Annotated in this window: 24 protein-coding genes, 1 riboswitch and 1 other annotated feature; of the genes, 7 read left to right on the forward strand and 17 right to left on the reverse strand. The window is 45.2% G+C overall.

What is annotated here, in order from left to right; translation table 11 throughout:
• Nucleotides 1–35 precede the first annotated feature (35 nt).
• Complete coding sequence (topA, locus tag OCV37_RS08770; RefSeq protein ID WP_038186134.1) at nt 36–2,666, reverse strand: type I DNA topoisomerase; 2,631 nt, start codon at nt 2,664–2,666, stop codon at nt 36–38.
• Nucleotides 2,667–3,098: 432 nt separating this feature from the next.
• Between topA and OCV37_RS08775 the strand changes: the two genes are divergently transcribed.
• Complete coding sequence (locus tag OCV37_RS08775; protein ID WP_038186130.1) at nt 3,099–3,365, forward strand: YciN family protein; 267 nt, start codon at nt 3,099–3,101, stop codon at nt 3,363–3,365.
• A gap of 91 nt (nt 3,366–3,456) precedes the next feature.
• Here the strand turns inward: OCV37_RS08775 and aroA are convergent, their stop codons facing one another.
• Both aroA and OCV37_RS08785 read right to left on the reverse strand, forming a co-directional pair.
• Nucleotides 3,457–4,752, reverse strand: a complete 1,296-nt coding sequence (gene aroA, locus OCV37_RS08780) for a 3-phosphoshikimate 1-carboxyvinyltransferase (RefSeq protein WP_038186127.1) — start codon at nt 4,750–4,752, stop codon at nt 3,457–3,459.
• A gap of 152 nt (nt 4,753–4,904) precedes the next feature.
• Entirely contained in the window at nt 4,905–5,360 is a 456-nt protein-coding gene (locus tag OCV37_RS08785) for an outer membrane lipoprotein (RefSeq protein WP_038186124.1), read from the reverse strand.
• 28 nt (nt 5,361–5,388) lie between these two features.
• On the opposite strand from OCV37_RS08785, the gene aat reads away from it, so the two are divergent.
• The 3 genes from aat (at nt 5,389) to infA (ending at nt 7,102) form a co-directional block, all read left to right on the forward strand.
• On the forward strand, nt 5,389–6,108 hold the full coding sequence (gene aat / locus OCV37_RS08790; RefSeq protein ID WP_038186121.1) for a leucyl/phenylalanyl-tRNA--protein transferase: 720 nt from the start codon (nt 5,389–5,391) through the stop codon (nt 6,106–6,108).
• Nucleotides 6,109–6,117: 9 nt separating this feature from the next.
• On the forward strand, nt 6,118–6,804 hold the full coding sequence (locus tag OCV37_RS08795) for an arginyltransferase (protein WP_038186118.1): 687 nt from the start codon (nt 6,118–6,120) through the stop codon (nt 6,802–6,804).
• Nucleotides 6,805–6,883: 79 nt separating this feature from the next.
• Nucleotides 6,884–7,102, forward strand: a complete 219-nt coding sequence (infA, locus tag OCV37_RS08800; protein ID WP_001040192.1) for a translation initiation factor IF-1 — start codon at nt 6,884–6,886, stop codon at nt 7,100–7,102.
• 127 nt (nt 7,103–7,229) lie between these two features.
• Here infA and tnpA read toward each other — a convergent pair whose 3' ends face one another.
• From tnpA to clpS, 3 genes are all read right to left on the reverse strand, one after another.
• Nucleotides 7,230–7,691 carry an IS200/IS605 family transposase gene (gene tnpA, locus OCV37_RS08805; RefSeq protein ID WP_261855926.1) on the reverse strand — a complete coding sequence of 154 codons (462 nt, stop codon included), beginning with the start codon at nt 7,689–7,691 and terminating at the stop codon, nt 7,230–7,232.
• A 194-nt stretch (nt 7,692–7,885) separates the two neighbouring features.
• Nucleotides 7,886–10,153 carry an ATP-dependent Clp protease ATP-binding subunit ClpA gene (clpA, locus tag OCV37_RS08810; RefSeq protein ID WP_038179620.1) on the reverse strand — a complete coding sequence of 756 codons (2,268 nt, stop codon included), beginning with the start codon at nt 10,151–10,153 and terminating at the stop codon, nt 7,886–7,888.
• Between the two features lie 40 nt (nt 10,154–10,193).
• Nucleotides 10,194–10,514: an ATP-dependent Clp protease adapter ClpS gene (gene clpS / locus OCV37_RS08815; protein ID WP_038179618.1), complete on the reverse strand. Its 321-nt coding sequence runs from the start codon at nt 10,512–10,514 to the stop codon at nt 10,194–10,196.
• Nucleotides 10,515–10,964: 450 nt separating this feature from the next.
• Between clpS and cspD the strand changes: the two genes are divergently transcribed.
• On the forward strand, nt 10,965–11,186 hold the full coding sequence (gene cspD, locus OCV37_RS08820; RefSeq protein WP_021019029.1) for a cold shock domain-containing protein CspD: 222 nt from the start codon (nt 10,965–10,967) through the stop codon (nt 11,184–11,186).
• Between the two features lie 117 nt (nt 11,187–11,303).
• Here the strand turns inward: cspD and OCV37_RS08825 are convergent, their stop codons facing one another.
• Nucleotides 11,304–13,529, reverse strand: coding sequence for an NADP-dependent isocitrate dehydrogenase (locus tag OCV37_RS08825; protein ID WP_038179616.1), 2,226 nt, complete (start codon nt 13,527–13,529; stop codon nt 11,304–11,306).
• A 426-nt stretch (nt 13,530–13,955) separates the two neighbouring features.
• Between OCV37_RS08825 and OCV37_RS08830 the strand changes: the two genes are divergently transcribed.
• The gene (locus OCV37_RS08830) at nt 13,956–14,636 is read left to right on the forward strand and encodes a pseudouridine synthase (protein ID WP_038179614.1); all 681 of its coding nucleotides are present in this window, start codon (nt 13,956–13,958) and stop codon (nt 14,634–14,636) included.
• A 31-nt stretch (nt 14,637–14,667) separates the two neighbouring features.
• Here OCV37_RS08830 and hisIE read toward each other — a convergent pair whose 3' ends face one another.
• The 9 genes from hisIE to OCV37_RS08875 form a co-directional block, all read right to left on the reverse strand.
• A complete protein-coding gene (gene hisIE / locus OCV37_RS08835; RefSeq protein ID WP_038179612.1) occupies nt 14,668–15,300 on the reverse strand; it encodes a bifunctional phosphoribosyl-AMP cyclohydrolase/phosphoribosyl-ATP diphosphatase HisIE in 633 nt (210 codons plus the stop codon).
• A complete protein-coding gene (hisF, locus tag OCV37_RS08840; protein ID WP_038179610.1) occupies nt 15,297–16,070 on the reverse strand; it encodes an imidazole glycerol phosphate synthase subunit HisF in 774 nt (257 codons plus the stop codon). Before hisF ends, hisIE begins: the two co-directional genes overlap by 4 nt.
• The gene (hisA, locus tag OCV37_RS08845) at nt 16,052–16,789 is read right to left on the reverse strand and encodes a 1-(5-phosphoribosyl)-5-[(5-phosphoribosylamino)methylideneamino]imidazole-4-carboxamide isomerase (protein WP_038179608.1); all 738 of its coding nucleotides are present in this window, start codon (nt 16,787–16,789) and stop codon (nt 16,052–16,054) included. Before hisA ends, hisF begins: the two co-directional genes overlap by 19 nt.
• Nucleotides 16,790–16,811: 22 nt before the next feature.
• Nucleotides 16,812–17,423: an imidazole glycerol phosphate synthase subunit HisH gene (gene hisH / locus OCV37_RS08850; RefSeq protein ID WP_038179607.1), complete on the reverse strand. Its 612-nt coding sequence runs from the start codon at nt 17,421–17,423 to the stop codon at nt 16,812–16,814.
• Nucleotides 17,423–18,496, reverse strand: coding sequence for a bifunctional histidinol-phosphatase/imidazoleglycerol-phosphate dehydratase HisB (hisB, locus tag OCV37_RS08855; protein WP_038179605.1), 1,074 nt, complete (start codon nt 18,494–18,496; stop codon nt 17,423–17,425). Before hisB ends, hisH begins: the two co-directional genes overlap by 1 nt.
• Nucleotides 18,497–18,560: 64 nt before the next feature.
• Nucleotides 18,561–19,601 carry a histidinol-phosphate transaminase gene (gene hisC, locus OCV37_RS08860; protein WP_038179604.1) on the reverse strand — a complete coding sequence of 347 codons (1,041 nt, stop codon included), beginning with the start codon at nt 19,599–19,601 and terminating at the stop codon, nt 18,561–18,563.
• Entirely contained in the window at nt 19,601–20,899 is a 1,299-nt protein-coding gene (gene hisD, locus OCV37_RS08865) for a histidinol dehydrogenase (RefSeq protein ID WP_038179602.1), read from the reverse strand. The genes hisC and hisD overlap by 1 nt, the downstream gene beginning before the upstream one ends.
• A gap of 5 nt (nt 20,900–20,904) precedes the next feature.
• Nucleotides 20,905–21,804, reverse strand: coding sequence for an ATP phosphoribosyltransferase (gene hisG / locus OCV37_RS08870; protein ID WP_038179600.1), 900 nt, complete (start codon nt 21,802–21,804; stop codon nt 20,905–20,907).
• A gap of 79 nt (nt 21,805–21,883) precedes the next feature.
• Nucleotides 21,884–22,010: a sequence feature (His leader region), on the reverse strand.
• A gap of 149 nt (nt 22,011–22,159) precedes the next feature.
• Nucleotides 22,160–23,722, reverse strand: coding sequence for a Na+/H+ antiporter NhaC family protein (locus OCV37_RS08875; protein WP_038179598.1), 1,563 nt, complete (start codon nt 23,720–23,722; stop codon nt 22,160–22,162).
• 120 nt (nt 23,723–23,842) lie between these two features.
• Nucleotides 23,843–24,027: riboswitch (Lysine riboswitch) on the reverse strand.
• Between the two features lie 349 nt (nt 24,028–24,376).
• On the opposite strand from OCV37_RS08875, the gene OCV37_RS08880 reads away from it, so the two are divergent.
• Complete coding sequence (locus tag OCV37_RS08880; protein ID WP_038179597.1) at nt 24,377–24,778, forward strand: H-NS family histone-like protein; 402 nt, start codon at nt 24,377–24,379, stop codon at nt 24,776–24,778.
• 142 nt (nt 24,779–24,920) lie between these two features.
• Here OCV37_RS08880 and OCV37_RS08885 read toward each other — a convergent pair whose 3' ends face one another.
• On the reverse strand, nt 24,921–26,225 hold the full coding sequence (locus tag OCV37_RS08885) for an inosine/guanosine kinase (RefSeq protein ID WP_038179595.1): 1,305 nt from the start codon (nt 26,223–26,225) through the stop codon (nt 24,921–24,923).
• Nucleotides 26,226–26,241: the final 16 nt, after the last annotated feature.

Here is a 26,241-nt window from a genome sequence, read left to right on the forward strand (position 1 = left end):
ATATAAAAAAGGCAGCGAATCGCTGCCTTAGTTCATTATGATTTCACTTTTTTTCTCTTATCTGTGACCTGCCACTGACCATCAACATAAAGGACCGTCCAACCCGTAGGTTTACCATCAATTTCGGTTCGTACGTAGTGCTCTTTCGATTTACGGCTAAAGCGAATCACAGCTGGCACACCATCCGGATCATGGGTTGGCGCGGAAGCCAGATACTTAAATTTGTCAGGAATTCGCTCTTCAAAACGGGCAAATTCTTCAACGAGCGGTGCCCGGGTTTCCCTCGATTTAGGGAAGTTACTGGCCGCCATAAACAGTCCGGACGCACCATCGCGTAAGACAAAATAGGCATCGGATTTTTCACAGGGTAACTCAGGGAAATGTACCGGCTCTTCTTTCGGTGGGGCGACCTCACCATTTTTCAGAATTTTCCGGGTATTTTTACATGACTCATTGGTGCATCCCATGTATTTACCAAAACGACCATTTTTCAGCACCATATCTGCGCCACATTTGTCACACTCGACAACCGGGCCATCATATCCTTTAACCTTAAACTCACCATGTTCAACGATATAACCGTCACAATTCGGGTTGTTACCACACACATGCAACTTGCGCTTATCATCAATCAAATAAGCATCCATTGCCGTTTCACAAATCGGGCAACGTTTCTTCGCGCGTAAGGCTGCGGTTTCAACATCCTCTTCAAGGACATTGATTACCCCGTCCTCATCACCCAAATTAATCGTTGTTTTACAACGTTCTTTCGGTGGTAAAGCATACCCGGAGCATCCGAGGAATACCCCCGTAGACGCCGTCCGAATTCCCATTGGACGAGAGCATGTCGGACACTCAATATTGGTCAGAACAATATGATTCGGCTTCATGCCGCCATCTTCTTCCTGCTGTTCAGCCTGCTCAAGGGAGACGGAAAAATCACTGAAAAAGTTATCAAGAACACCCTTCCATTTCGCATTTCCTTCAGCAATCTGGTCCAGCTTCTCTTCCATTCGGGCGGTAAAATCATAGTTCATCAGATCACTGAAACTATCATCTAAACGATCCGTAACAATCTCACCCATCTTTTCAGCGTAGAAGCGCCGTTGCTCAATTTTTGCGTAGCCGCGATCTTGAATCGTGGAGATAATCGACGCATAAGTCGATGGACGACCAATTCCGCGCTTCTCAAGCTCTTTTACAAGTGCAGCTTCAGTATATCTTGCCGGCGGCTTGGTAAAGTGTTGTTTGGGATCTAATGCATCTAAAGATAACGTCTCACCGATTTGTACACCCGGTAGAATTTGGTCTTCATTCTTACCCAGTGGTCTCTGTACACGCGTCCAACCATCAAACTTCAGAATACGCCCTTTAGCTTTCAGGGTGTATTCGGCAGCCTTCACACTAATTGTGGTTGAGTCATAGCGAGCCGGTGTCATCTGACAAGCAACGAACTGATTCCAGATTAATGTGTACAATTTATGGGCATCAGTATCCATGCCTTCCAGCGCATCGGCCAGAACATTAACATCCGAAGGACGAATGGCCTCGTGGGCCTCTTGTGCCCCGGCTTTGCTGCCATACACATTCGGACTATCGGGTAAATATGCTGATCCGAAATTGGTTTGCACATAATCCCGGACCGCATCGACCGCTTCGGAGCTCAAGTTGGTCGAATCCGTCCGCATATAAGTAATATAACCGGCTTCATACAAACGCTGTGCAAGCATCATGGTTTTCTTAACACCATAGCCTAAGCGTGTACTTGCCGCTTGTTGCAACGTCGAGGTAATAAAAGGCGCAGACGGTTTGCTCGATGTAGGGCGATCTTCCCGCTTACAGACTTCGTATTGTGCCGATTCAAGCACGCGAACAGCCGTTTTCGCATCTTGCTCATTGAGAGGCTTAAATGCCACACCATCTTTTTGTGCGACCAGCAGACGAAGCGCTTTTCCGTCCGGTGTTTGGGTATCGGCATGAATATCCCAAAACTCTTCCGGCACAAATGCTTTAATTTCCCGCTCTTTTTCGACCAATAGCTTCACCGCAACGGACTGAACCCGACCGGCCGACAGACCGCGAGCAACTTTCTTCCACAACAGCGGAGAGACCATGAAACCCACAACACGATCCATGAAACGACGTGCTTGCTGAGCATTCACGCCGTCCATATTCAGTTCCCCAGGCTCATGGAAAGCCTGTTGAATCGCGTTTTTGGTGATTTCATTAAAGACAACTCGTTTGTAGCGGTCTTCTTCACCTCCGATAATCTCGCGCAGATGCCATGCAATCGCTTCCCCCTCTCGGTCCAAATCCGTTGCGAGGTAAACGCAGTCAGCATCTTTGGCTAACTTCTGAAGTTCAGAAACGACTTTTTCCTTGCCTGGAAGCACCTGATAATTCGCCTCCCAATCATGGTAAGGATCAACCCCCATTTTTTTTATCAGTGCACTGCGTTCTTTCTCTTTTTTTAAACGTTCTTTCTCTTCTGCACTTAAATGTTTCGTTGAAACAGGTGTTGATTTTTTGGTTGAACTTGCTTGACCAGAGGTAGGAAGATCTCGGACATGACCGACACTAGACTTCACAATATAGTCTCGGCCAAGATATTTATTAATCGTTTTAGCTTTGGCTGGAGACTCCACTATAACCAGTGATTTACCCATAATTGACTCAAATGTCCTTAATCCAAATGCGAACGTGGTCGCAATTACACTCAAAATTAGACTTCTTTTTACTATCGAGCGAGACAACGATAAGATCAACCTGTTTTTGCAAATTGATACTTAATTGCTCGACAATTGTCCGAATCGAATTTTAGCTTAGTCTAAAACTCAGATACACACTTAGGTCATCTCTCTCAGAATAACGTCTCGTATGATAGTACACATTCTCAAACGGCTATCTCAAACTGCCTGCGTATACTAAATGGACTCTCGACATCTCTCGAAAAAAATCCGCCGTTCTATGGGATAAGTCACAGAATAAGCCATGATAACCACGATAATTCTGGCATCGGAACGCGTACTTCCTCACAAAAACTGCCTATCAGCGGCATTTCGGTATAAAATGAGCCAACTTAGATGAAAGGAGGGATAATGAGCAATAAAAAAATCATTTCCGTTTCAGATCTGCTGATGATTGCCAATCAATTAATTCAGGAACATGAACATTACATTGAAGGAATGCGTGCAGAGGCCGTTGAAGAAAAAGACGATGTGTTGGTATTTAAAGGTAACTATTTTCTCGATGAGCAAGGCTTACCCACGGCAAAAACAACAGCCGTATTTAATATGTTCAAATATTTAGCCCATCAACTGTCTAAAGAATTTACCCTGCAAGGTGAGGCCAGCGAAACACGATAGTCACGTGAAGACTACGAATACATGCCACTGACGACCAGTAAGTGGCATGTTCCAGATATCAGTAATAGTCAGCGGGTCCTGTTATCCATGATCACGCGTCATGCGAACCACTTAAACTTTTTAACCGGTCAAAATAATCCGGAAAAGTCTTTGACGTACAACCCGGATCATTAATCGTCACCGGAGTCTCACTCAAAGCAACCAGCGAAAAACACATCGCCATGCGATGGTCATCATAGGTATCAATTGCCGCATGTTGCAAAACCGTTGGAGGGGTGATGGTGATATAATCCTCCCCTTCTTCAACCTGAGCACCGACTTTGCGGAGTTCTGTTGCCATCGCAGTCAGACGATCGGTTTCTTTCACACGCCAGTTATACACATTCCGGATTGCCGTCGTTCCTTCTGCAAATAGTGCGGTGGTTGCAATCGTCATGGCCGCATCAGGAATATGGTTGAAATCCATATCGACAGCTTTTAATGTCCCACGGTGAGCACAGATGTAGTCGTCTCCCCACTCAATTTTAGCACCCATCTTTTCCAGTGCATCGGCAAAACGAATATCACCCTGAATACTGTTTTTACCAATCCCTGTGACTTTCACCGAACCACCTTGAATCGCTGCGGCAGCAAGGAAATAAGAGGCAGATGAAGCATCCCCTTCGACCAGAAAATCACCGGGTGACACATAGGATTGTCCGCCCTGAATGATAAACTCTCGATAATCGTGATTGGTGACTGAAACACCAAACGTAGCCATAATGTGCAGTGTAATATCGATATAGGGTTTAGAGACGAGTTCACCGATAATCTCAATCCGAGTTTCACGGTCAGCAAGCGGTGCTGACATCAGAAATGCTGTCAAAAACTGGCTGGAAATGGAGCCATCAATGCGGACGGTTCCACCTTTTAACCCCGTACTGCGAATCCGCAGTGGCGGGAAATTTTCATTCTCAAGATATTGAATGTCGGCACCAGCCTGACGCAACGCATCGACTAAATGACCAATTGGCCGCTCTTTCATGCGGGGCTCACCGGTCAACGTATAGGTTCCGGTGCCTAGGCACAAAGCTGCCGCCAAGGGGCGCATTGCTGTACCGGCATTGCCAAGAAACAGTTCCAGTGCATCATCTCCCGACTGAAAAGCGTGTCCCAATCCATCAACTTCACAAACCGTTTTGTCCTCAGAAAGACGATAAGAAACTCCCAATGCTTTCAATGCATTCAGCATATGACGGATATCATCACTATCTAACAAATTCGTCAGACGAGTCGTTCCTTGGGCTAAGGCTGCTAAAAGTAGCGCTCGGTTCGAGACACTTTTTGAACCGGGTAAATTGACTTCACCCTGAATACTTTTGATCGGTTGTAATGTAAGGCTTTCCATTTAAAGATTGTTTTCCTTGCACCGCTCGCGTTCATTTGGATGAGCGGTGAAAATTTTTCGTATAGTGAGACTATCGAAATTCCTGTGTGAAAACTAGTATCAAAAACGTCAATTCGTGACAAAATGCCTCTGTCAAAATGAGTCATCTGAGATTAATAAACTTTATCGACACGAACACCATCATCGAAATAAAGAATACGTACTTGATCATCTTTAGTGAAAATCATATTGGGATCAACTTCTTGTATCACGTCGATATAACGCTCGCCTTCAACTTTGATCAACAACTCAACCGCCTTATCCTCTCTTTGATAAGCGCGCGTCGCATGATGATGAGCAATTCCGCCACCGGCAATCGAGCCAACAATCGTCGCCAACGACTGACCATGACCACCACCGAATTGATGGCCAATAATACCGCCGGCCACTGCACCGATGAAGGTTTCCCAACCGTTGGCTTGAGCATGAACCACTTCGGTTTGGGACAAATAACGGACAGAGTCGATCTGACCAAAAACAACTTGATTCACAGGACGCGCTACATTTCTTTCATAAGCAGCATTTGCAATCAGAGGAAAAACAAATAAGATCAGTATTAACAATCGCATAAATGGATCTCCGACTAACTGAATTGATATGACAATCTATCTCCCAGAACTAGCCATGGATGAATATTCATTCCCACCGCTGAATCAAGCACTGGACGAACCAAACGGATTACTTGCCTTTGGCGGGGATCTCCATCCGGATCGGCTACTTGCGGCTTACCGTTCTGGTATCTTCCCTTGGTATAGTCCCGGAGAGCCGATTCTGTGGTGGAGCCCTTCACCAAGAGCGATTATATTACCTAAGACATTTAAACCCGCTAAAAGTCTCCGTAAATTTCAGAGAAAAGCGAACTATGCCATCAGTATGAATCGATGTACTGATAAAATTATCGAATTATGTGCCGAAACACGAGCGCCCTCAGAGACTTGGCTGACGCCTGAAATGAAAATAGCCTATCAACGGCTATCCAAACTAGGACATTGCCACTCAATCGAAGTCTGGCAGGATTCAGCTATAATTGGTGGACTATATGGCATTCAAGTCGGGCGACTCTTTTGTGGCGAATCCATGTTCAGCTTAAAAACCAATGCTTCTAAAATTGGACTATGGGGATTCTGTCAGCATTTTTCCCGACACGGCGGGCAGTTGATCGATTGTCAGATGATGAATCCTCATCTGGCATCTTTAGGCGCTGAAGCTCTTGAACGTGACCCATTTATAAAAACATTATCCAAACTTAAATATAAAGAGATAGATCCCAACTGTTATTCGCCACAGTGGATATCATTGGACTTATCCTCAGACTAATCGAATTTTATGCAGAATATACGAATTGGATTAAGCCATAACCATCCATGCAGCTATTTACCCAAGCGGCTGGAACGTGTCGCAATTGCGATGGATGCAGAACTCCATACACCAGAGCAATATGAAATGTTACTCGCCAATGGATTCAGAAGAAGTGGCGATACCATCTATAAACCTCATTGTGATAGCTGCCAGCTTTGTCAGGCGATTCGGGTCTCAATCACCGCATTTCATCTCAGTAGAAGTCAAAAGCGACTTTTAAATAAATCAAACCAGTTTCGCTGGGAAGTCAAAGACAGCCTCGATCCAGACTGGTACTCCCTATACAAACGCTACATCAATCAACGTCATCGCAACGGCAGCATGTATCCGCCCAATCGCGAAGATTTTGCTCAATTTTCTTCCTGTCGTTGGCTCAAAACCGTCTACCTACATATTTATAAAGCTGACCGGCTCGTTGCCATTGCTGTCACTGATCTCTTACCTCAAAGTGCAAGCGCTTTTTATACGTTTTATGACCCCGATGAAAAGCTTTCACTGGGCACGCTCGCCGTCCTGTTACAAACTCAATATTGTCATCAGCAACAAAAAGTCTGGCTTTATCTGGGCTATCAGATCGATGAATGTCCGGCCATGAATTATAAAACACGCTTTCAACCGCATCAAAGGCTAGTAAATCAACGTTGGCAAGGGTAGAATACGCGCAACTTTACTATTTTCAGAGATGACGGCAAAATACATGCCGGATTTTTCGCCACATGTTGAAGAGGATTAAATGGCTAAAGAAGACGTAATTGAGATGCAAGGAACAGTCCTTGATACATTACCTAACACAATGTTCCGGGTTGAACTGGAAAACGGTCACGTCGTTACTGCACATATTTCAGGAAAAATGCGTAAGAACTACATTCGTATTCTTACTGGAGACAAAGTCACTGTTGAAATGACACCTTACGACTTATCCAAAGGCCGTATTGTCTTCCGCGCCCGCTAATCCCTCAAAGCAGTCTGCCAAAAAAAAGTATCCACCGGCATAGCCGGTGGTTTTTCATATGCGCCTATAAGGCTCTCCTACTAGCAGCGCCCTAGCAGGCGCGTAGTGATCTGACATTTGCATATGACTACTTCCTGCGGCCCGTAAACGGGCTACCTGAATACGGGATCGACAATTGCTCTCCCATTTTATCCTGCTCTAGTTGCTGCTTGATGTAATTTTGTATCTTGCTCGTATTTTTACCTACCGTATCTACATAATAACCTCGGCACCAAAATTCTCGATTTCTATATTTAAACTTCAAATCACCGAATCGTTCATAAAGCATTAGGCTACTTTTACCTTTCAAATACCCCATAAACCCTGAAACACTCATTTTGGGCGGTATTTCTAAAAGCATGTGGATATGATCCGCGCAACATTCCGCTTCAAGAATGTTCACATTTTTCCATTCACATAGTTTCCTCAATATTTCACCTATTGCTCTACGTTTTTCTCCGTAGAACACTTGTCTTCTATATTTCGGTGCAAACACTATGTGGTATTTACAGTTCCAGCGCGTGTGCGCTAAGCTCTTTTCGTCCCCCATTGGGACCCCCTTTCAATTCTTAATTAACTCTTGTAGTTGCCAGACCACAAGACGTTTTTATCAAATTGAAAGGGGTTATATAACTGACTTATAGCTGTAAGCTTTACGGAACCCCCAGCCTAGCTGGGGGTTTTCTCTATACAAGAAAACGGAGCAAAATGCTCCGTTTTTTATGAGTTTGAACAAGAGAATCATTAATGAACTGCGGCTTCTTTTGCCCCGATATACTCGAATACCGGTTCATCATCTTTCAGAGACACTTTTACGGTACCGCCATCTACCAGGGCACCAAACAGTAATTCGTTGGCCAGCGGTTTTTTCAGTTTTTCCTGAATCACCCGAGCCATCGGACGTGCTCCCATCTCTTTATCGTAACCTTTTTGTGCCAGCCAGTGTCTTGCTTCTTCAGAAACCTCAAGCGATACACCGCGAGCATCCAGTTGGGCTTGCAGTTCAACGACAAATTTATCGACCACCTGATGAATGACACGCTCATCCAGTGCATTAAACCAGATAATATTATCTAAACGGTTTCTAAACTCAGGACTGAAGACTTTCTTGATTTCAGACATGGCATCATGACTGTGATCCTGTTGAATCAACCCAATTGATTTTTTCACAGTTTCGGCAACACCGGCATTGGTGGTCATGACCATAATCACATTGCGGAAGTCTGCTTTACGTCCGTTGTTATCCGTCAGGGTACCATTATCCATCACTTGCAATAGCAAATTGAAGATATCCGGATGCGCTTTCTCAATTTCATCCAGCAATACCACCGCATGAGGATGTTTAATGACCGCATCTGTCAACAACCCGCCTTGATCGTATCCGACATAACCCGGAGGCGCACCGATCAGACGACTGACCGAGTGGCGCTCACCATATTCAGACATATCAAAGCGCAGTAACTCAATCCCCATTAGCTTCGAAAGCTGAATCGTCACTTCAGTTTTACCGACACCAGTCGGACCGGCAAACAGGAATGAACCAACGGGTTTGTTTTCAGCCCCCAACCCAGCTCGCGACAATTTGATCGCTTCGCTCAATGCGTCAATCGCAGTATCCTGTCCGAAGACTAACATCTTCATTTTCTGATCGAGGCTTTGTAAAACATCCTTATCAGAAGAAGACAGTGATTTCTCAGGAATTCGGGCCATTTTCGCAACCATCGTTTCAATATCTGCAACACCAACCGTTTTCTTCCGCCGACTCGCAGGTACCAAACGTGCTCTTGCACCCGCTTCATCTATCACATCGATCGCTTTATCAGGTAAGTGACGCTCATTGATATATTTTGCAGATAACTCAACCGCAGCCCGCAGCGCTTTATTGGTATAACGCACTTCATGGTGAGCTTCATATTTCGCTTTCAATCCCATCAAGATTTTTGTGGTGTCATCCAGAGATGGTTCCGCAATATCGATTTTTTGGAAACGACGGGAAAGTGCCCGCTCTTTTTCAAAAATATTACTGTATTCCTGATAAGTGGTAGAGCCGATACAACGTAACTTACCGCTACTGAGGAGCGGTTTGATTAAATTCGCGGCATCAACCTGACCACCCGATGCAGCACCGGCACCAATAATGGTATGAATCTCATCAATGAACAGAATGGCATCTTTTTCTTTTTCCAGCTGTTTCAGGATATTTTTAAAGCGTTTTTCAAAATCACCACGGTATTTTGTCCCTGCCAGCAAAGAACCGATATCTAACGAGTAGATCACACTATCTTTGATAATTTCTGGTACCTGCCCTTCGACAATGCGCCAGGCCAGTCCTTCCGCAATAGCAGTTTTACCCACACCGGCTTCACCAACCAGTAGCGGATTATTCTTACGGCGACGACATAGGACTTGTACGGTACGCTCCAGCTCGTAGTCCCTGCCAATTAATGGATCAATCTGACCATTTTTCGCTAGCTGATTGAGATTACTTGCAAAGTTTTCAAGACGTTCTTCAGAGGGGGTATCTTCTGCACTGTCCGAGCCAAAAGAATCGGGAGCAGATTCATCACTGGAGCCTGATGTTTTGGTAATACCATGGGAGATATAATTGACGATGTCCAGACGGCTAATATCGTGCTTTTTCAACAGATAAGCGGCCTGAGATTCTTGTTCACTAAAAATTGCAACGAGGACATTTGCACCAGTCACTTCATTTCGTCCGGAAGACTGAACATGAAAGACTGCGCGTTGCAAGACACGCTGAAAACTGAGTGTTGGCTGTGTTTCCCGCGTTTCATCACTTTCCGGAATCAGGGGTGTTGTTTTGTCGATAAACACATCTAACTCTGAACGCAAAGCATCCAGATCCGCTCGACAAGCGATTAATGCTTCTTTCGCTGCTCCATTCTCTAACAATGCAAGCAATAGATGCTCGACAGTCATATACTCATGTCTTTTATCCCTGGCTCGGGCAAAAGCATTGTTCAAACTAGATTCTAGTTCTTTGTTAAGCATTGGGACCCCCTTAAGGAACAACCTTGTTGTTCGGCAAGTACTAAGCTCGCTCCATGATACAAAGCAATGGGTGTTCATGTTTCTTCGAATAGAGTGACACTTGGGTCACTTTCATCTCCGCAACTTCAGCAGTATAAGTCCCACAAATCGCCTTCCCTTCGTAATGCACCTTCAGCATAACTTGAGTCGCTTGATCGATATCCATTGCGAAAAAACGCTCTAGTATCTCAATCACGAAATCCATCGGTGTATAGTCGTCATTCATCAGAATCACGTTATACATAGATGGGGGCTTCACTGCTGCTTTTTCCTTCTCCAGTAATTCTGAGTCTGGAGCCACCCATTCAAAATTTTTACTCATAACGGTTGTGAATCAGAGAGTTTTCCATTTAGATTAATTATTTAGGCTTCTAGCAATAGAACTATGTTTGTTAGCCAACTGATATGAAGTTCCGGGCGCCGAAGCGAAAACATCTCATACTTAGAGACTAATGCACCAATTGTATCGCTGCAAATAAAAGATTGCTAATTCGAATCACGATATCGATGCCAATTCCGTTTTCACGACAGATGTCTGCTTATTGTAGTTATAGAAATGTAAACAATAACGCAATTTGTTGCAAAGATGTCGATGTTTACACACTTTTTCTATTGACTGTCACTATTGATTGTTTAAATTGGTCAATTAGTGACTGGTTAATTTGGCAGCAGCGCTGAATTAAAGCTCACAGCAGTGAAAACAAAATTGTAAAAAACAGTAACGTTTTCTTGTCGACAACATCAGTAACAAAATGCATGAGGGATGTAAAGCATGGCTACCGGTAAAGTAAAATGGTTCAATAACGCCAAGGGATTTGGTTTTATCTGCTCAGAAGAAGGAGAAGGTGACATTTTTGCTCACTACTCAACGATCCAAATGGATGGATATCGTACTTTAAAAGCAGGTCAACATGTTTCATACGAGATTGAACAAGGACCAAAAGGCTTCCACGCTAGCGCCGTTGTACCAATCGAGGCTCAACAAGCCAAATAAACATAGTAATTATTGTCGCTGCCAAACATGTCTATACATGGTTGTAATAAACCCGCCAATGGCGGGTTTCATTATTTATACGTGTCGGTCAATTGCACATATTGACCGACAACTTGCTTACTGACCAATGATGGCATTCAGGGTTTGGCTTGGACGCATCACCTGTACAGCCTTAGAAAAATCAGGCAGATAGTATCCACCTAAATCTCCGGCAACGCCTTGGACCTGACTCAGCTCAGCAATGATTTTCGCTTCTTCACCAGAGAGCTGTTGTGCAATTGGCGCGAATTCAGCAGCAAGATCAGCATCCTCGGTCTGTGCAGCCAGCGCTTCAGCCCAGTATTTCGCCAGATAGTAATGACTTCCCCGGTTATCCAGTTCACCCACTTTCCGTGAAGGTGACTTGTTTTCATCAAGGAATACGCCAGTTGCTTTATCCAACGCATCCGCCAAAACCTGTGCTTTCTTGTTGCTCATCGTCACACTCAGATGCTCTAACGATGCCGCCAAAGCTAGGAATTCACCCAGAGAGTCCCAACGTAAGTGATTCTCTTTCTGAACTTGTTGGACATGTTTCGGTGCTGAACCACCCGCACCTGTTTCAAACAAACCACCACCATTCATCAGCGGCACGATAGACAGCATTTTGGCTGAAGTACCCAATTCCAAAATCGGGAATAAATCTGTCAGATAGTCACGCAGTACGTTACCAGTCACAGAAATCGTATCCTGACCGTCTTTCAGCCGTGCAAGCGTGTATTGCGTTGCTTCTACCGGTGACATGATTTTAATATCAAGTCCATTGGTATCGTGTTCCGGTAAATATTGTTCAACTTTCTTAATCAGCTCAGCATCGTGTGCACGTGCTGCATCCAACCAGAAGATAGCAGGCGTCTGGGATAAACGAGCACGAGTCACAGCCAGTTTGACCCAGTCTTGAATCGGTGCATCTTTCACTTGGCACATCCGGAAAATATCGCCCGCTTCAACGGTTTGTTCCAGCAATGTATGCCCGGCACGATCAACCACACGTACGACACCATCAGCATCAATGACAAACGTCTTATCATGTGAACCGTATTCTTCCGCTTTCTGAGCCATCAGACCCACGTTTGGTACACTGCCCATCGTTGAAGGGTCGAAAGCACCGTGTTCTTTACAGAAATCAATCACAGTCTGATAAACACCGGCATAACAACGATCCGGAATCACCGCTTTGGTATCTTTCTGCTGACCATCAGGCCCCCACATCTGCCCTGAGGCGCGGATCATCGCTGGCATCGATGCATCAACAATCACATCACTGGGAACATGTAAGTTGGTGATACCCCGATCAGAGTCAACCATCGCAAGTTCAGGACGATGCTGATAAACCGCCTGAATACTGGCTTCAATTTCAGCTTTCTGCTCTGCTGGCAGTGACTGAATTTTCGCGTAAACATCACCCAGACCGTTGTTAACATCAACACCCAACTGCTCGAATAACTCACCATATTGAGCAAATACATCTTTATAGAAAACCTTGACGGCTTCGCCAAAAATGACCGGGTCAGAAACTTTCATCATGGTGGCTTTCATGTGCAGAGAGAACAAGACATCTTGTGCTTTTGCGGCTTCAATTTCCTGTTCAAAAAATGCATTCAACGCTTTTTTGCTCATGATCGCAGTATCGATGATCTCTTGATCGAGCAATGCAAATGGCTTTTTCAGCACTTTGGTCTGACCATCTTTTGCGACAAACTCAATCGAGACTTCGGTATCTCCCTGAATCGTCACAGACTTTTCAGTACCAAAGAAGTCTTGCTCATCCATTGATGCAACGTGTGATTTTGAGCTGGCTGACCATGCACCCATTGAGTGTGGGTTCTTTTTCGCATAGTTTTTCACAGACAAAGGAGCACGGCGGTCAGAGTTTCCTTCCCGTAAAACAGGATTCACCGCACTACCTTTGATCTTATCGTATGTTGCTTTCACTGCCGCTTCTGCATCATTGCTTGGTTCTGCCGGATAATCTGGCAGGTTATAGCCTTTTTCCTGTAATTCTTTAATAGCGGCTCTTAACTGAGGAATGGATGCAGAGATATTCGGTAATTTAATAATATTGGCTTCTGGCGTTTGAGCCAGCTCACCCAACTCACTTAAGGCATCACCAATACGCTGTGCTTCTGTCAGGCATTCTGGGAAGCTGGCAATAATACGTCCAGCCAGTGAAATATCGCGTGTTTCGACGTTAATCCCTGACGATGCAGTAAAAGATTTGATAATGGGCAATAAAGAATAAGTTGCAAGAGCGGGTGCTTCGTCCGTAATTGTATAAATAATAGTAGGTTTGTTTGTAGGCATGAACTTTCCCTATCTGTTCTTAACAACCCCATGTGATTGTGGCAGTTAGTTATGTGAATATCTGAAATGTCCTGAGTGATTGTTCAGGCCACTCTTATGAATCACTCATGCCGTATCGAAATCCCTTCGCAAATATCCGACACGGATTAGTGAATGATTGCCATACCCAAACGACTTCTTCGGTTCATCGTGTGGTCATTGTCGGTTCACTCTGTACGATTCGCTGAGCACTATCGTACCAGAAGTCTCTCGGGTATATGACAGCCTATCGAATGACAGGCTGATTGAGTATAATTAAACGAAACTGAAGAAATAGTCTATTATCCACACTTCATTATCGTATCAGAGCGCGCAAATAATAGCTTAAACTCAACATTGTGAAAACTCAGAAATACAGTTCATTTACAAATTTGCAAGGAAGTTAACATGTCTCTCCCGTCACGCAACCCTTCATCTGTGCGTCGCGCCACTCACCAGCAGTCAAAAAATGCAAAACTTTCTCAACGTTCATCTCGTCGTTCAAACCATGCGACACACAAGCAATCACGCGTAGTGCCACCAGAAGCAAGAAAAGTCATTTTGTTCAATAAACCTTATGACACGCTAAGCCAGTTTACCGACGGTGAAGGACGCCAGACACTGGCTGATTTTATTCCGATCAAAGACGTTTATGCTGCCGGTCGCTTGGATCGCGACAGTGAAGGTTTGATGGTGCTGACCAATGATGGTCAGTTACAGGCCAAGCTGACACAACCGAAGTCAAAATCACCCAAAACCTATTGGGTTCAGGTGGAAGGTGCACCGGAAGAATCAGATCTTGAACAACTCAGACGCGGCGTCACACTGAAAGATGGGCCGACGCTTCCCGCAATCGTCAAAATCATGGCTGAGCCTCAGATATGGCCACGCACGCCACCCGTGCGGTTTCGGGCAGCCATTCCGACGACTTGGTTATCGATCACGATTATCGAAGGACGAAACCGTCAAGTACGACGAATGACGGCACATATCGGCTATCCGACACTACGTCTGATTCGTTATTCGATTGGCGAGATGACATTAGGTGATTTACAACCGGGAGAGTGGCAGGAAATCAGCGCGGTTTAACCCGCGCTGACTGGCAAAGAACCAAATCTGACTATCGATGACGCTCTTTGAGTTTGTTAATGACATCATTCATCGATAATCCCTGATCTTGCAATAAGACCAACAGATGGTAGATGAGATCGGCAGATTCGCACACTAGCTCCGCTTTATCGCCCGACGTCGCAGCAAGCGCGACTTCAACGCCTTCTTCGCCCACTTTTTGCGAAATACGCTTGGTGCCACGGGCGTACAAACTGGCGGTGTAAGAAGATTCCGGATCGGCTTGTTTGCGCTCACCCAACAGTTGCTCCAGTTGGTGAAGCCACACCATTTGTGACTCCTCTTGCTGATCGGTATCCCAACAACTGGTTGTTCCGGTATGACAAGTCGGCCCGACCGGATCGACTTTGACCAGTAAGGTGTCATGGTCGCAGTCCAGCGCAATATTTTTCAGCTGTAACACATTGCCGGAAGTTTCGCCTTTGGTCCATAAGCGCTGTTTCGTCCGTGAGAAAAACGTGACCTGTTCCGTCAATACGGTTTTTTCCAGTGCTAAGTCATTCATATACCCCATCATCAATACTTGGCCTGACTGAAAATCCTGTATGATTGCAGGAATCAATCCTTCAACTTTATCCCAGTCAATCCGCCCGGAAAGGGATGCCAGTGTTTCGCTACCACTCATAATCTCACCTCGATCCCTTCTGATTTTAAATACTGCTTGAGTTCTGTTATATCAATGATCCGTTTATGGAATACCGATGCCGCTAGTGCACCGTCCACATTTGCCTGTAAAAATGCTTGCGCAAAATGCACCATTTCACCGGCACCACCGGAAGCAATCAGCGGAATATCACAAACATCACGCACCATGTTCAGTTGCTGAATATCATATCCCTGCCGTACGCCGTCCTGATTCATCATATTCAAGACAATTTCACCGGCCCCGCGCCGCTGAACTTCCTGAACCCAATCTTTGGTTTGCCATTGTGTCGCTTTGGTTCTCTGTTCGTCGCCGGTAAACTGATACACCTGATATTGACCTGTTTCCTGATCAAAATAGGAGTCGATCCCAACGACAATACACTGCACACCAAACCGATCGGCAAGGGTGGTAATCAACTGAGGATCGGCTAAAGCAGGCGAATTGATCGACACTTTATCTGCACCGAATTCAAGGATACGGGCCGCATCTTCTGCGCTTCGAATTCCCCCGGCGACACAAAACGGTATATCGATGACTTCGGATACCCGTTGCACCCAACTTTTATCAACCACACGACCATCACTGGAAGCGGTAATATCATAAAAGACCAGCTCATCAGCCCCTTCTTCGGCATAACGTTGTGCCAAAGGAACAATATCACCGATAATCTCGTGGTTACGGAACTGTACGCCTTTCACCACCTGACCATCTCTGACATCAAGACACGGGATTATTCGCTTTGCCAACATGCAAATGCCTCCTCTGCAGTAAATTTACCATCCAATAGTGCCCGGCCAACGATCACACCAGCGACACCAGACCCTTTCAATGCCTGAATATCGTCCAGAGAGCCAATCCCCCCTGACGACTGGAAGGCGATTTGTGGATATTGACGACAAAGATCCACATACAACTCAACATTCGAGCCACTTAAGGTGCCGTCGCGTGAAATATCGGTGCACAACACATGTTTCAAGCCCACAGTCAGGTAATCTTCAATCAATGCTTCAATCGTGACCCCCGAATCTTCCTGCCAACCGGAGATCGCGACCCGACGCTGCCCGTTAGCATCAATATTGATATCCAGGGCCAGCACCACTTTTTCCGGACCGTATTTTTCCATCCATGTTTTGACCAATTCAGGCTGCCTGACAGCCGTCGAACCGACCACCACTCGTTGCGCACCAGCCTGAAGCAGATCGACAACATCTTGCTCGGTGCGAACGCCACCGCCGATCTGAATATTGGCCGGGGTCCCCGCCAATAAACGGGCAATCAAGTCTAACTGACGAGCCGCCGTATCTTTCGCCCCCGTCAAATCGACCAGATGCAACCAATCAGCACCGGCCTGATGATAATGATTGAACTGCTCAACCGGATCCACTTTATATTCGGTCACTTGCCCGTAATCTCCCTGAAACAGGCGGACAACCTGACCGTCAATTAAATCTAATGCAGGTATAATCACAACAATATCCTTTGTCTGCTTCTCAGAGTTCTAAGAAGTTCTGAATCAATTTCGCCCCGGCTTTACTGGAACGTTCCGGGTGGAACTGAACCCCGTAATAATTGCCACTCTGAATCGCAGCACTGAAGGGCTGCCCATAATCACACTCGGCAATGGTGTAGTCCCCTATCGGCATCGCATAACTGTGAACAAAATAGAAATGATGACCGCGTTCAATCCCTTTAAAGAGTGGGTTTTCGGTTGCAGTGACAGTATTCCACCCCATATGTGGCAACGGTAGTGAACCGCATTCCATGCGCTTCACTACCCCTTCACAGAGGCCGAGACACTCGACGGTATCACTGCCATCGATGACTTTTTCTTCGGAACGTTTGCCAAATAATTGCATCCCTAAACAGATCCCTAATAAAGGCTTCTCGACCTGTTTCACCAAACTGACTAAATCTCGCTCTTGGAGATTTTTCATGGCCTCTTTTGCCGTCCCGACGCCGGGCAAAAACAGCTTATCTGCCGCGAGTACCACTTCCGGCTGTTTTGAAATCGTGACCGCATAGCCAAGGCGTTCGACAGCAAACCGAACCGACGATACATTGGCACACCCTGTATCAATAATGACAACTTTTTCCTTCGTCATTACAAAACTCCTTTACTGCTGGGTAATTCATTCCCTTCCACTTTGATCGCCTGACGGAGTGTCCGGCCAAACACTTTAAACAGGCTCTCAATAATATGATGATCATTGTCACCGGTAGAAGAGAGATGCAGTGTACAAGCCAGTGTATCGGTCAGCGAACGGAAAAAGTGATAAGTCATTTCCGTTGAAAAGTCTCCCACTTGCTCGCGAGAGAATCGGGCGTCGAATTTAAAGTAAGGTCGACCGGACAGATCCAAAGCACATTGTGCCAAGCACTCATCCATTGGCAACGTAAAGCCGAAACGGCCAATCCCCCGTTTGTCTCCCAATGCTTCTTTGATCGCCTGCCCTAAAGCTAATGCGGTGTCTTCCACCGTATGGTGGTCGTCAATATGTAGATCGCCCTGTACCTGAGCCGAGAGACTGAATCCGCCATGCGTAGCAATCTGGTCGAGCATATGATCGAAGAATCCCAGTCCGGTAGCGATTTGATTGTGACCCGCTTCATCAAGATTGACAGTAATCACAATATCCGTCTCCTTGGTGCGACGGACCACTTCTGCCGTTCTGGGTGCCGTAGTCAATTGCTTAACAATCGCTTGCCATCCCATGCTATCTGGATTGTACTGAATACCACGAATGGCCATGTTCTCCGCTAACTGCAAATCAGTCACACGATCACCGATCACCGCAGAACGCTGAAAATCAACCAGGCCTTCCTGTAAGTATTTTTTCACTAAACCGAGTTTAGGTTTACGACAAGTACAGTTATCCGCTTCAAAATGCGGGCAGATCAGCACATCATCAAATGTCACCCCTTGCGATGTAAAAATATCCATCATCATTTGATGCGGAGCATCAAAATCGGCTTGCGGGTAACTCTCCGTGCCAAGACCATCCTGATTGGTCACCATCACCAAACGATACCCGGCATTCTGAAGGGACAAGAGGCTGGGAATCACATCCGGTTCAAGCTTCAGTTTATCGAGACGATCCACCTGAAAATCAACCGGGGGCTCAACGATTAACGTGCCATCCCGATCAATAAATAAAATCTTTTGTTGTTTGCTCACTGAGTCATCCTTTTGTTATCGGTCAAACGGTCCATTCTTGTTCCATCTGTTACTGGTCGATCCATTACTGATAAAAGCCACGGATAAACGCTAAGGTTTTTTCACACTCTTCCCGGCTGCCGGCACTAATCCGAACACAGTTTTCAATCGGTGAATTGCGTAAAATCATCCCGTTATCCCATGCAGCCTGGAATAATGCATCACCATCAGGAAACTCAACCAACAGATAATTTCCCCAGCCATCGAATACCGTCACCCCGGGAATAGCAGAGAGCCCGGCCTGAAGATATGCGCGATTGGTGTTAATCTCCAAGGTCTGGTATTTCATTCGCGCCAGACCACTTGCTGACAACGCTTGCTCCGCAATTTCAGAGACAGGATACGGCACCGGATACGGCGCAATGACTTTGAGTAACACTTGGATTAATTCGGCATTGGCCAAGGTATATCCGCAACGTAATCCGGCCAGTGCAAATGCCTTCGATAAAGTCCGCAAAATAGCCAGATGCCCGTACTGTTCCAATAAATCAACCGTCGATGCCTGTGGGCAAAAATCAATGTACGCTTCATCCATCACGACAATCGCCCGATCTTTAGTCAACTCCAGCAGGGTGACAATATCTTCCCGATTGACTAAATTCCCGGTCGGGTTATTCGGACTACAGACAAACACAACTTTGACCCCATCTAAATTGGCTTCAATGGCTGGTAAATCCAGTTGCCAGTCGGATGTCAGCGGCACCACTTTTCTTGCGACACCAATCGTCTCAGCACTAATAGCATACATGCCGTAGGTGGGCGGGCAGTAAAGAATCGCATCGTCACCCGGCTCACAAAACGCGCGGATAATCAGCTCAATGCCCTCATCCGCACCACGCGTCGTCAAAACTTGTTCTGGCTGAACACCGGCATACGAGGCATACGCCGCGATCATTCCTTCCGGTTGACAGCTAGGATAGCGGTTCAATCCTGACAGCGTGAGTGAATACTCATTATCAAACGGGGATTCATTGGCATTGAGCCACACATCCCCACTCCCCCCAATTCGTCTGGCAGAAAGATAAGGTGTTAATTGTTGAACCTGTTGTCTGGCAAGTTTTTCCATTATGATTCCGCCTGATTTAATTTTTCAATTCGAAGCGTCACAGCGCGTTTGTGCGCATCCAATCCTTCGGCATCAGCCATTGTCACCACAGTCGGTGCCAGTTGACGCAACCCATCGGCTGAAAGTTCCTGAACCGTCATCCGCTTACTAAAATCCGCCAGCCCCAGACTGGAATAAGTTCTGGTGTAACCATAAGTTGGCAAAACGTGATTGGTTCCGGAGGCATAATCACCGGCAGATTCAGGAGACCAACTGCCTAAAAAGATCGAGCCGGCATTGTCGAGCAATGGCAACAGCTCCCGCGGATTTTTCGTCTGTACGATCAAATGTTCCGGGCCATAGATATTAGAAATAGAAATGGCCTGTGTCATCGATTCAGAAATAATCACCAGACTCGATGCCAGTGCTTTTTCAGCCGTCTCGGCGCGGGAAAGAACACGGAGCTGAGACTTCACCGCATCGGTGACTTGGTCTGCAATAATCGGAGAAGGGGTCACAAGAACCACTTGAGAATCGGGACCATGCTCCGCCTGACTGAGTAGATCCGCAGCAATAAAGTCCGGGTCGGCGGTCTCATCAGCAATCACCATCACTTCAGAAGGACCTGCGGGCATGTCAATCGCAGCACCGCGAAAATCGTTGCTCACCTGACGTTTCGCTTCTGTGACATACGCATTGCCCGGGCCAAAAATCTTATCGACTTTTGCGACAGATTCCGTGCCGTAGGCCATGGCTGCAATCGCCTGACCACCACCAACATTATACACTTCATCGATCTGACACAGCTTTGCCACATAAAGGATTTCATCTGCAATCGGCGGCGGTGAACATAAGACAACTTTTCGACAGCCCGCAATGCGAGCCGGAACGCCCAACATCAAGACCGTGGAAGGTAACGGAGCACTCCCCCCGGGAATATACAAACCGACCGTATTAATAGGACGAGTGATCTGTTCACACACCACCCCGGGCATGGTCTCGACCTGAATGGGTGGGGCAATTTGAGCTTTATGAAATTTAGTAATATTTGCGTAAGCCTGCTCAAGTGCCTGTTTCATCGGTTCAGAGAGACGTTCCGAAGCAGCTTGAATTTCTTGTGCTGACACACGAATATTCTCAGGACTGACTTTGTCGAACTTCTCCGTCAGTGCTCGGAGCGCCTGATCCCCGTTTTGACGAACCTGTTCAATCACTGTTGCTACCGCTGCGGTAACATTTGCACCCTCAATGATCGCCGGACGCTCCAAAACCGAAGCTTGCTGCTCTTTGTTTAAAGATTGCCATACAACCGTTCTCATTATGATCACTCCATCATTTTTTCAATCGGCAGAACCAGAATCGAACTCGCCCCTAAGGCTTTTAAATGCTCCATGGTTTCCCAGAACAAATTTTCAGAGCTTACAAGATGTACCGCAACTTTTGATTTATCAGCTGACAGCGGTAAAACCGTCGGATCTTCTGCGCCCGGCAGTAATTGTTTAATCTCTGCTAGTTTATCCACCGGTGCATGAAGCATGATGTATTTCGACTCTTTCGCCTGCTGAACGCCGTGCATCCGGGTCAGTAATTTATCAATCAAAGCTGCTTTGTCAGGCGCAAAATCCCCACAACGCTGAACCAGCGTTGCTTTTGACTCGAAAATCACTTCAACTTCTTTCAGTCCATTGGCTTCTAGTGTCGCGCCGGTTGACACTAAATCCGCAATCGCATCTGCGAGTCCGGCTCTTGGCGCGACTTCTACTGAACCGGTCAGCATACAGGTGGTAAATGGAATATCCTGACGATCCATATAAGCTTTGAGCAGATGAGGATATGTTGTCGCAATTCTCATACCATTCAAATCTTGCGGGCCGTTGTATGTTTTCTCTTTATCAATCGCAATCGACAAACGACATCCGCCAAATTCAAGGCGTCTTAAAGATACGAACTCATTTGGTTCATTCAGCGCCAGACGATCCAAACGAGTTTCTTCGAGGACGTTTTCACCGACAAATCCCAAATCCACGACGCCATCCATAATTAATCCCGGAATGTCGTCATCACGGACTAACAGAAGATCAATCGGCATATTCAGGGAGTGGACAACTAATCGCTCCCCCATCACATTAAACTTCACACCACACTGCTTCAGGAGAGCCATACATTCCTTGCTCAGGCGACCTTTTTTTTGAACTGCAATTCTCAGGCGTTGTTGTGCTTGCATAAATAATTCCTTGTCAATCATTGTTCTTGTCAGTATCCATTCAACTTTTGGATGTCAGCTGTTTCTTCATGTAAAGCATATAAAAAAACCCTCGGAATTACTCCCGAGGGTTCATTGAATTTTTTCATTTCACCTCCGGGAGAATTTTATCTCCCGGGTATGCGCTCATCTCCCGAAAGATAATTTAGGGATGATGATGGTGATGAATGTTCGTAATAAAACTTTTCATAATAAAACCGCGCATACTTGGAAAAATCTTTAACTTGCCTATCAAGTTTTCTTCACACTATACAAGCTTGAGGGGTTTTGCAACCCCTCTTTTGACTTTTTATGCAAATAATCTTCATAAGACAAATCATGCCTGAGATTGCTGTCGGATACGAAAGCCAAAACAGATGACGGCAAATACGGCCAAGGTCACCAGTAAGGATAAGCTAACGGAATCACTCAGCCCTAAAACGATATAGCCAATCAGCGAGATAAACGCCACTAGCAACGCATAAGGAAGTTGCGTTGAAACATGATCAATATGATGACACCGCGCCCCGGTTGACGACAAAATAGTGGTGTCAGAAATCGGAGAACAGTGATCACCAAAGACGGAACCTGCAAGTACCGCGGCTAACATTGGCATCATCAGCGCCAGCTCGGTTGCACCAGCAATATCTCCGGCAATTGGCAGCATAATGCCAAACGTTCCCCACGATGTGCCGGTCGCGAATGCCATAAACCCTGACAACACAAATAGAATTGCAGGCAACCAATGTACCGGAATATTGCCTTGTGCCATGGATGAGAGATAGAGCCCGGTCTGCATATCTTTAATAATGGCTCCGATTGTCCATGCGAAAAACAACACTAAGATTGCTCCGAACATCGACTTCATCCCGATGAACAACGTTTTCAAAATGGTACCCAGCGGCATTCGTTGTCTCACAACAGAAAAGAGTGCCATCAACAATCCGACTAAACCACCGTCGATCAGAGACATCCCCACATTAGTATTTTCAAACGCCCCTAAAATACTAAATGTTTCACCAGCAGCAGCCAGCGACTGCCAACCGGTAAAGAGCATCGCGGCAACGGTAGCAATGACCAGTGCCACAATCGGTACAATTAAGTCACGCACTCGCCCTGATTCACTTTCTTGAATATCGAGTTCATCTTTGAGTTCTGCTGCTTGATCATCACGCCCGATGCCGGATGCAACCCGATGTTCATGATGCTTCATCGGACCGATATCTAATTGAAAAACGATCATCGCGAATACCATTAATAAAGCAAAAATGGCATAGAAATTCATTGGAATTAACGCAATATATGCATTCAACGGTGTATATTCGGTCATACCGTGGGAGACTAAAATGCCACCGATGATGGTCATAATATAAGCCCCCCAACTGGAAGCCGGCATGATGATACACATAGGTGCAGCGGTTGAATCAAGAATGTATGCCAGCTTTGCGCGGGAAACACCGAACCGGTCAGTGACCGGACGAGAAATCGAACCAACGGCCAGACTATTGAAATAGTCATCGACAAAAATAAAAACGCCCAAAAAAGCTGAAAGCAATTGTGCACCTTTATTGCCTTTCACTTTTTTATCGGCCCACAATGCAAATGCCCGAGTCCCGCCAGAAAGCGTCAAAATTGCAGTCATCATCCCGAGTAGGAGAAGAAAACCGATAATACTCATGTTCCAACTATTAATTGCACCGTCTTCAATCACTAGCGCATAAACTTTGCCTTGGATGTAATCGAACGAAGAAAACAGAGAATAATCGTTCAACAGGCAGGCCCCCAACAAGATACCAACACCTAAAGAGAGCAATACTCGTCTGGTCAGGATCGCCATACCCAAAGCAACAACCGGTGGAACAAGAGAGATATAGGAAGAGGAAAAATCAACTAATGTCATGATCTTCAATCACCAATAATTTAATATGGTAAGAGACCTACTGCATTGTAATTATATGAATAACCTGTCTGTGTCATTCAAAAAGATGAACTAAGTGAAAAGCAATCTCGCTTCACCCAATCCTACAGTAGCGCTCCATAGTTATACAAAAAAATAGACTATGGCAGTGTTGCCCCTATTCGGGAACAACCCCAGCGAACGGTCTCCGATAAACACATTCACTTCGGCAAAAAAGCCTTTCAGTCAGAGTCACTGGCATCACCCTACTCTGATTTACTTATCTTGATTGCACCTCTACACGGACTAGAACAATTCACTACCACTTCGACAGAATAACGGCAGTATATGTTGATGGCCGAATTAGAACGCGCCCATTGTACAAATACCAAAACCATTTGCAACAGGTTTGTCCTTTCTTTAAATCAAAAGGAGACAAAAGCAATAAGCTTCCTATTAAGCTCAATGAATAACTCTGTTAACAAATCAAGCTCATATATGATATCCATCGTAATTAATGATAATTTGACATAGGCATTTACAATAATTTACGATTCTGCCAGTTTTTTTATATATTATTAGTTCACTAATGTTGTCATAATAAATATCTGCGTTTATTATTACATTGTGTTTAAATAAAGTTGTGGGAATAACAAAATGTCGGAACTAACTAAAACTCTGCTGAATATTCGTAGCTTACGTGCCTATGCACGTAATTTAACACTCGTTCAGTTAGAGGAAGCTTTAGAAAAACTGACCTCTGTCGTTGAAGAACGCAGAGAATCAGAGGAACAAGAACGAGCAGAAAGAGAAAAGCAAGAAGCAAAACTGGCTCAAATTGCTGAACAAATTGCACAAGATGGTATCGATGTAGACGCGTTAATTTCTGCACTTTCCACCGAAGGTAAGACAAAAGGTAAACGTGCACCACGCCCAGCGAAATATAAATATATCGATGAAAATGGCGCAGAAAAAACCTGGACAGGTCAAGGTCGTACACCATCTGTAATTCAAAAAGCCCTTGATGAAGGCAAGTCTCTGGATGATTTTGCGCTCTAATTCCAGCGACATAAATATTAAAAGGCTCCTCATGGAGCCTTTTTTATTGTTTCTCATTCAGAGTAATTATATGAACCTTTATGCGAAACCAATTATTCTTAGCGAAACATTTTATCTACTTTTTTCACCGAATTATTTTTTGTTATCGTTCCCAATATGCTTCTTCCAGACTATCCTCTCTTTCTGGTAAACCTTTTGATAACCTTGGTGAATGTTGACTTAAAACTTCATAGCTTGCTCTATTAGAATACTTACAGACTTGGGAGAACGATGAATAAGTAATAGAATCATATTGATGCTTAATTGAATTCGGCACATTCATTTTATGGTATCTATTTGCTGCCATGTCATGTAATAAAGCAGACAATGCAGCATCACCGGCACCATTGGTGTTTTTAATCACTTCAGGTCCCCCCATATAAGGGGCAATATGTGAGTATACTCTGATCGGATGAGTACAACATTGTTTCATCATTGGCCGACTAAATTCATAACGATTGAACTCAGGAATACTGCCGGGTAATAAAGGCAGGCTGGTTTGACGTTTGGCAGCATCTTCTGTATATCCAGCCATAAATAAACCAAGCGCGCCCGCCGTACATAACACCAAATCAACCCATTCAAGCGCTTTATTTGCTGCCATCAACGGATCGGATTCTCCGGTTAAAGCATGACCTTCATCTTCATTCATCGCAACAACTGTGATGTGCTGTTTTAAAAAGTCTTGCCAAAAAGCCGGGTCCTGCTCAATGACATGTTTTGTTCCCAACGTTAATACCACAGGCACCTGATACTTCTTCGCATATTCGATTGCCTTCATCGTTGCTTGGGGCATCGGATCACCGGGTTGGCAACGAATTAAATAAGCCGTTAAAACTAACGCAGAAGCCGATTGAAAAATATGTTCTGGAATACTTTCCGGTTGGAGCTGATTCATTTGACCTTCGCTAATAGCAAAAGTTCGTTCACCACTTGAAGTCACCAATGTAAAACAGCGCCCAATCGCACCATCAATTCCCTGTAAATGATTCAAATCTACTCGACTGGAGGTATGGCACAAATAACGATAGCCATAACTACCGATGCCAATATTCTTGCACATCACACCTAATAAGGTAGAACGATCATCAGCTAATACAGAATAGTTATGCAAGGTATTACCGATTGTGCCACCAGCATACTCATTAGTAATCAGATGCTTTTCAACCAACTCAGAATAAAGTAACTCCGCCGTCTCATCCTGAATAACTAAAGAGTGTCCAATACTTAACCCATACCGTTGAATTAAATCCTCATCGACCGTTGCTTCTATATCAACCAGTATTTGGTCAATACCAATGACGTGTGTATGGGGGGATGTTTTTCGTTGAGAGCTTCGTAAAATGAGTAAATCACGCTCATCGACAGGAAAATAATGTTTTGACTTACGCTGGCCGGGAAACTTCATATTTAAATTATCGTGA

This window comes from Vibrio rhizosphaerae (assembly GCF_024347095.1).
GTDB lineage: Bacteria > Pseudomonadota > Gammaproteobacteria > Enterobacterales > Vibrionaceae > Vibrio > Vibrio rhizosphaerae.

Excerpts from the sequence above, each read along its gene's own strand:
- topA (WP_038186134.1), bottom strand. The coding sequence starts at position 2,666 with ATGGGTAAATCACTGGTTATAGTGGAGTCTCCAGCCAAAGCTAAAACG.
- OCV37_RS08775 (WP_038186130.1), top strand. The coding sequence starts at position 3,099 with ATGAGCAATAAAAAAATCATTTCCGTTTCAGATCTGCTGATGATTGCC.
- aroA (WP_038186127.1), bottom strand. The coding sequence starts at position 4,752 with ATGGAAAGCCTTACATTACAACCGATCAAAAGTATTCAGGGTGAAGTC.
- OCV37_RS08785 (WP_038186124.1), bottom strand. The coding sequence starts at position 5,360 with ATGCGATTGTTAATACTGATCTTATTTGTTTTTCCTCTGATTGCAAAT.
- aat (WP_038186121.1), top strand. The coding sequence starts at position 5,389 with ATGACAATCTATCTCCCAGAACTAGCCATGGATGAATATTCATTCCCA.
- OCV37_RS08795 (WP_038186118.1), top strand. The coding sequence starts at position 6,118 with ATGCAGAATATACGAATTGGATTAAGCCATAACCATCCATGCAGCTAT.
- infA (WP_001040192.1), top strand. The coding sequence starts at position 6,884 with ATGGCTAAAGAAGACGTAATTGAGATGCAAGGAACAGTCCTTGATACA.
- tnpA (WP_261855926.1), bottom strand. The coding sequence starts at position 7,691 with ATGGGGGACGAAAAGAGCTTAGCGCACACGCGCTGGAACTGTAAATAC.
- clpA (WP_038179620.1), bottom strand. The coding sequence starts at position 10,153 with ATGCTTAACAAAGAACTAGAATCTAGTTTGAACAATGCTTTTGCCCGA.
- clpS (WP_038179618.1), bottom strand. The coding sequence starts at position 10,514 with ATGAGTAAAAATTTTGAATGGGTGGCTCCAGACTCAGAATTACTGGAG.
- cspD (WP_021019029.1), top strand. The coding sequence starts at position 10,965 with ATGGCTACCGGTAAAGTAAAATGGTTCAATAACGCCAAGGGATTTGGT.
- OCV37_RS08825 (WP_038179616.1), bottom strand. The coding sequence starts at position 13,529 with ATGCCTACAAACAAACCTACTATTATTTATACAATTACGGACGAAGCA.
- OCV37_RS08830 (WP_038179614.1), top strand. The coding sequence starts at position 13,956 with ATGTCTCTCCCGTCACGCAACCCTTCATCTGTGCGTCGCGCCACTCAC.
- hisIE (WP_038179612.1), bottom strand. The coding sequence starts at position 15,300 with ATGAGTGGTAGCGAAACACTGGCATCCCTTTCCGGGCGGATTGACTGG.
- hisF (WP_038179610.1), bottom strand. The coding sequence starts at position 16,070 with ATGTTGGCAAAGCGAATAATCCCGTGTCTTGATGTCAGAGATGGTCAG.
- hisH (WP_038179607.1), bottom strand. The coding sequence starts at position 17,423 with ATGACGAAGGAAAAAGTTGTCATTATTGATACAGGGTGTGCCAATGTA.
- hisC (WP_038179604.1), bottom strand. The coding sequence starts at position 19,601 with ATGGAAAAACTTGCCAGACAACAGGTTCAACAATTAACACCTTATCTT.
- hisD (WP_038179602.1), bottom strand. The coding sequence starts at position 20,899 with ATGAGAACGGTTGTATGGCAATCTTTAAACAAAGAGCAGCAAGCTTCG.
- hisG (WP_038179600.1), bottom strand. The coding sequence starts at position 21,804 with ATGCAAGCACAACAACGCCTGAGAATTGCAGTTCAAAAAAAAGGTCGC.
- OCV37_RS08875 (WP_038179598.1), bottom strand. The coding sequence starts at position 23,722 with ATGACATTAGTTGATTTTTCCTCTTCCTATATCTCTCTTGTTCCACCG.
- OCV37_RS08880 (WP_038179597.1), top strand. The coding sequence starts at position 24,377 with ATGTCGGAACTAACTAAAACTCTGCTGAATATTCGTAGCTTACGTGCC.
- OCV37_RS08885 (WP_038179595.1), bottom strand. The coding sequence starts at position 26,225 with ATGAAGTTTCCCGGCCAGCGTAAGTCAAAACATTATTTTCCTGTCGAT.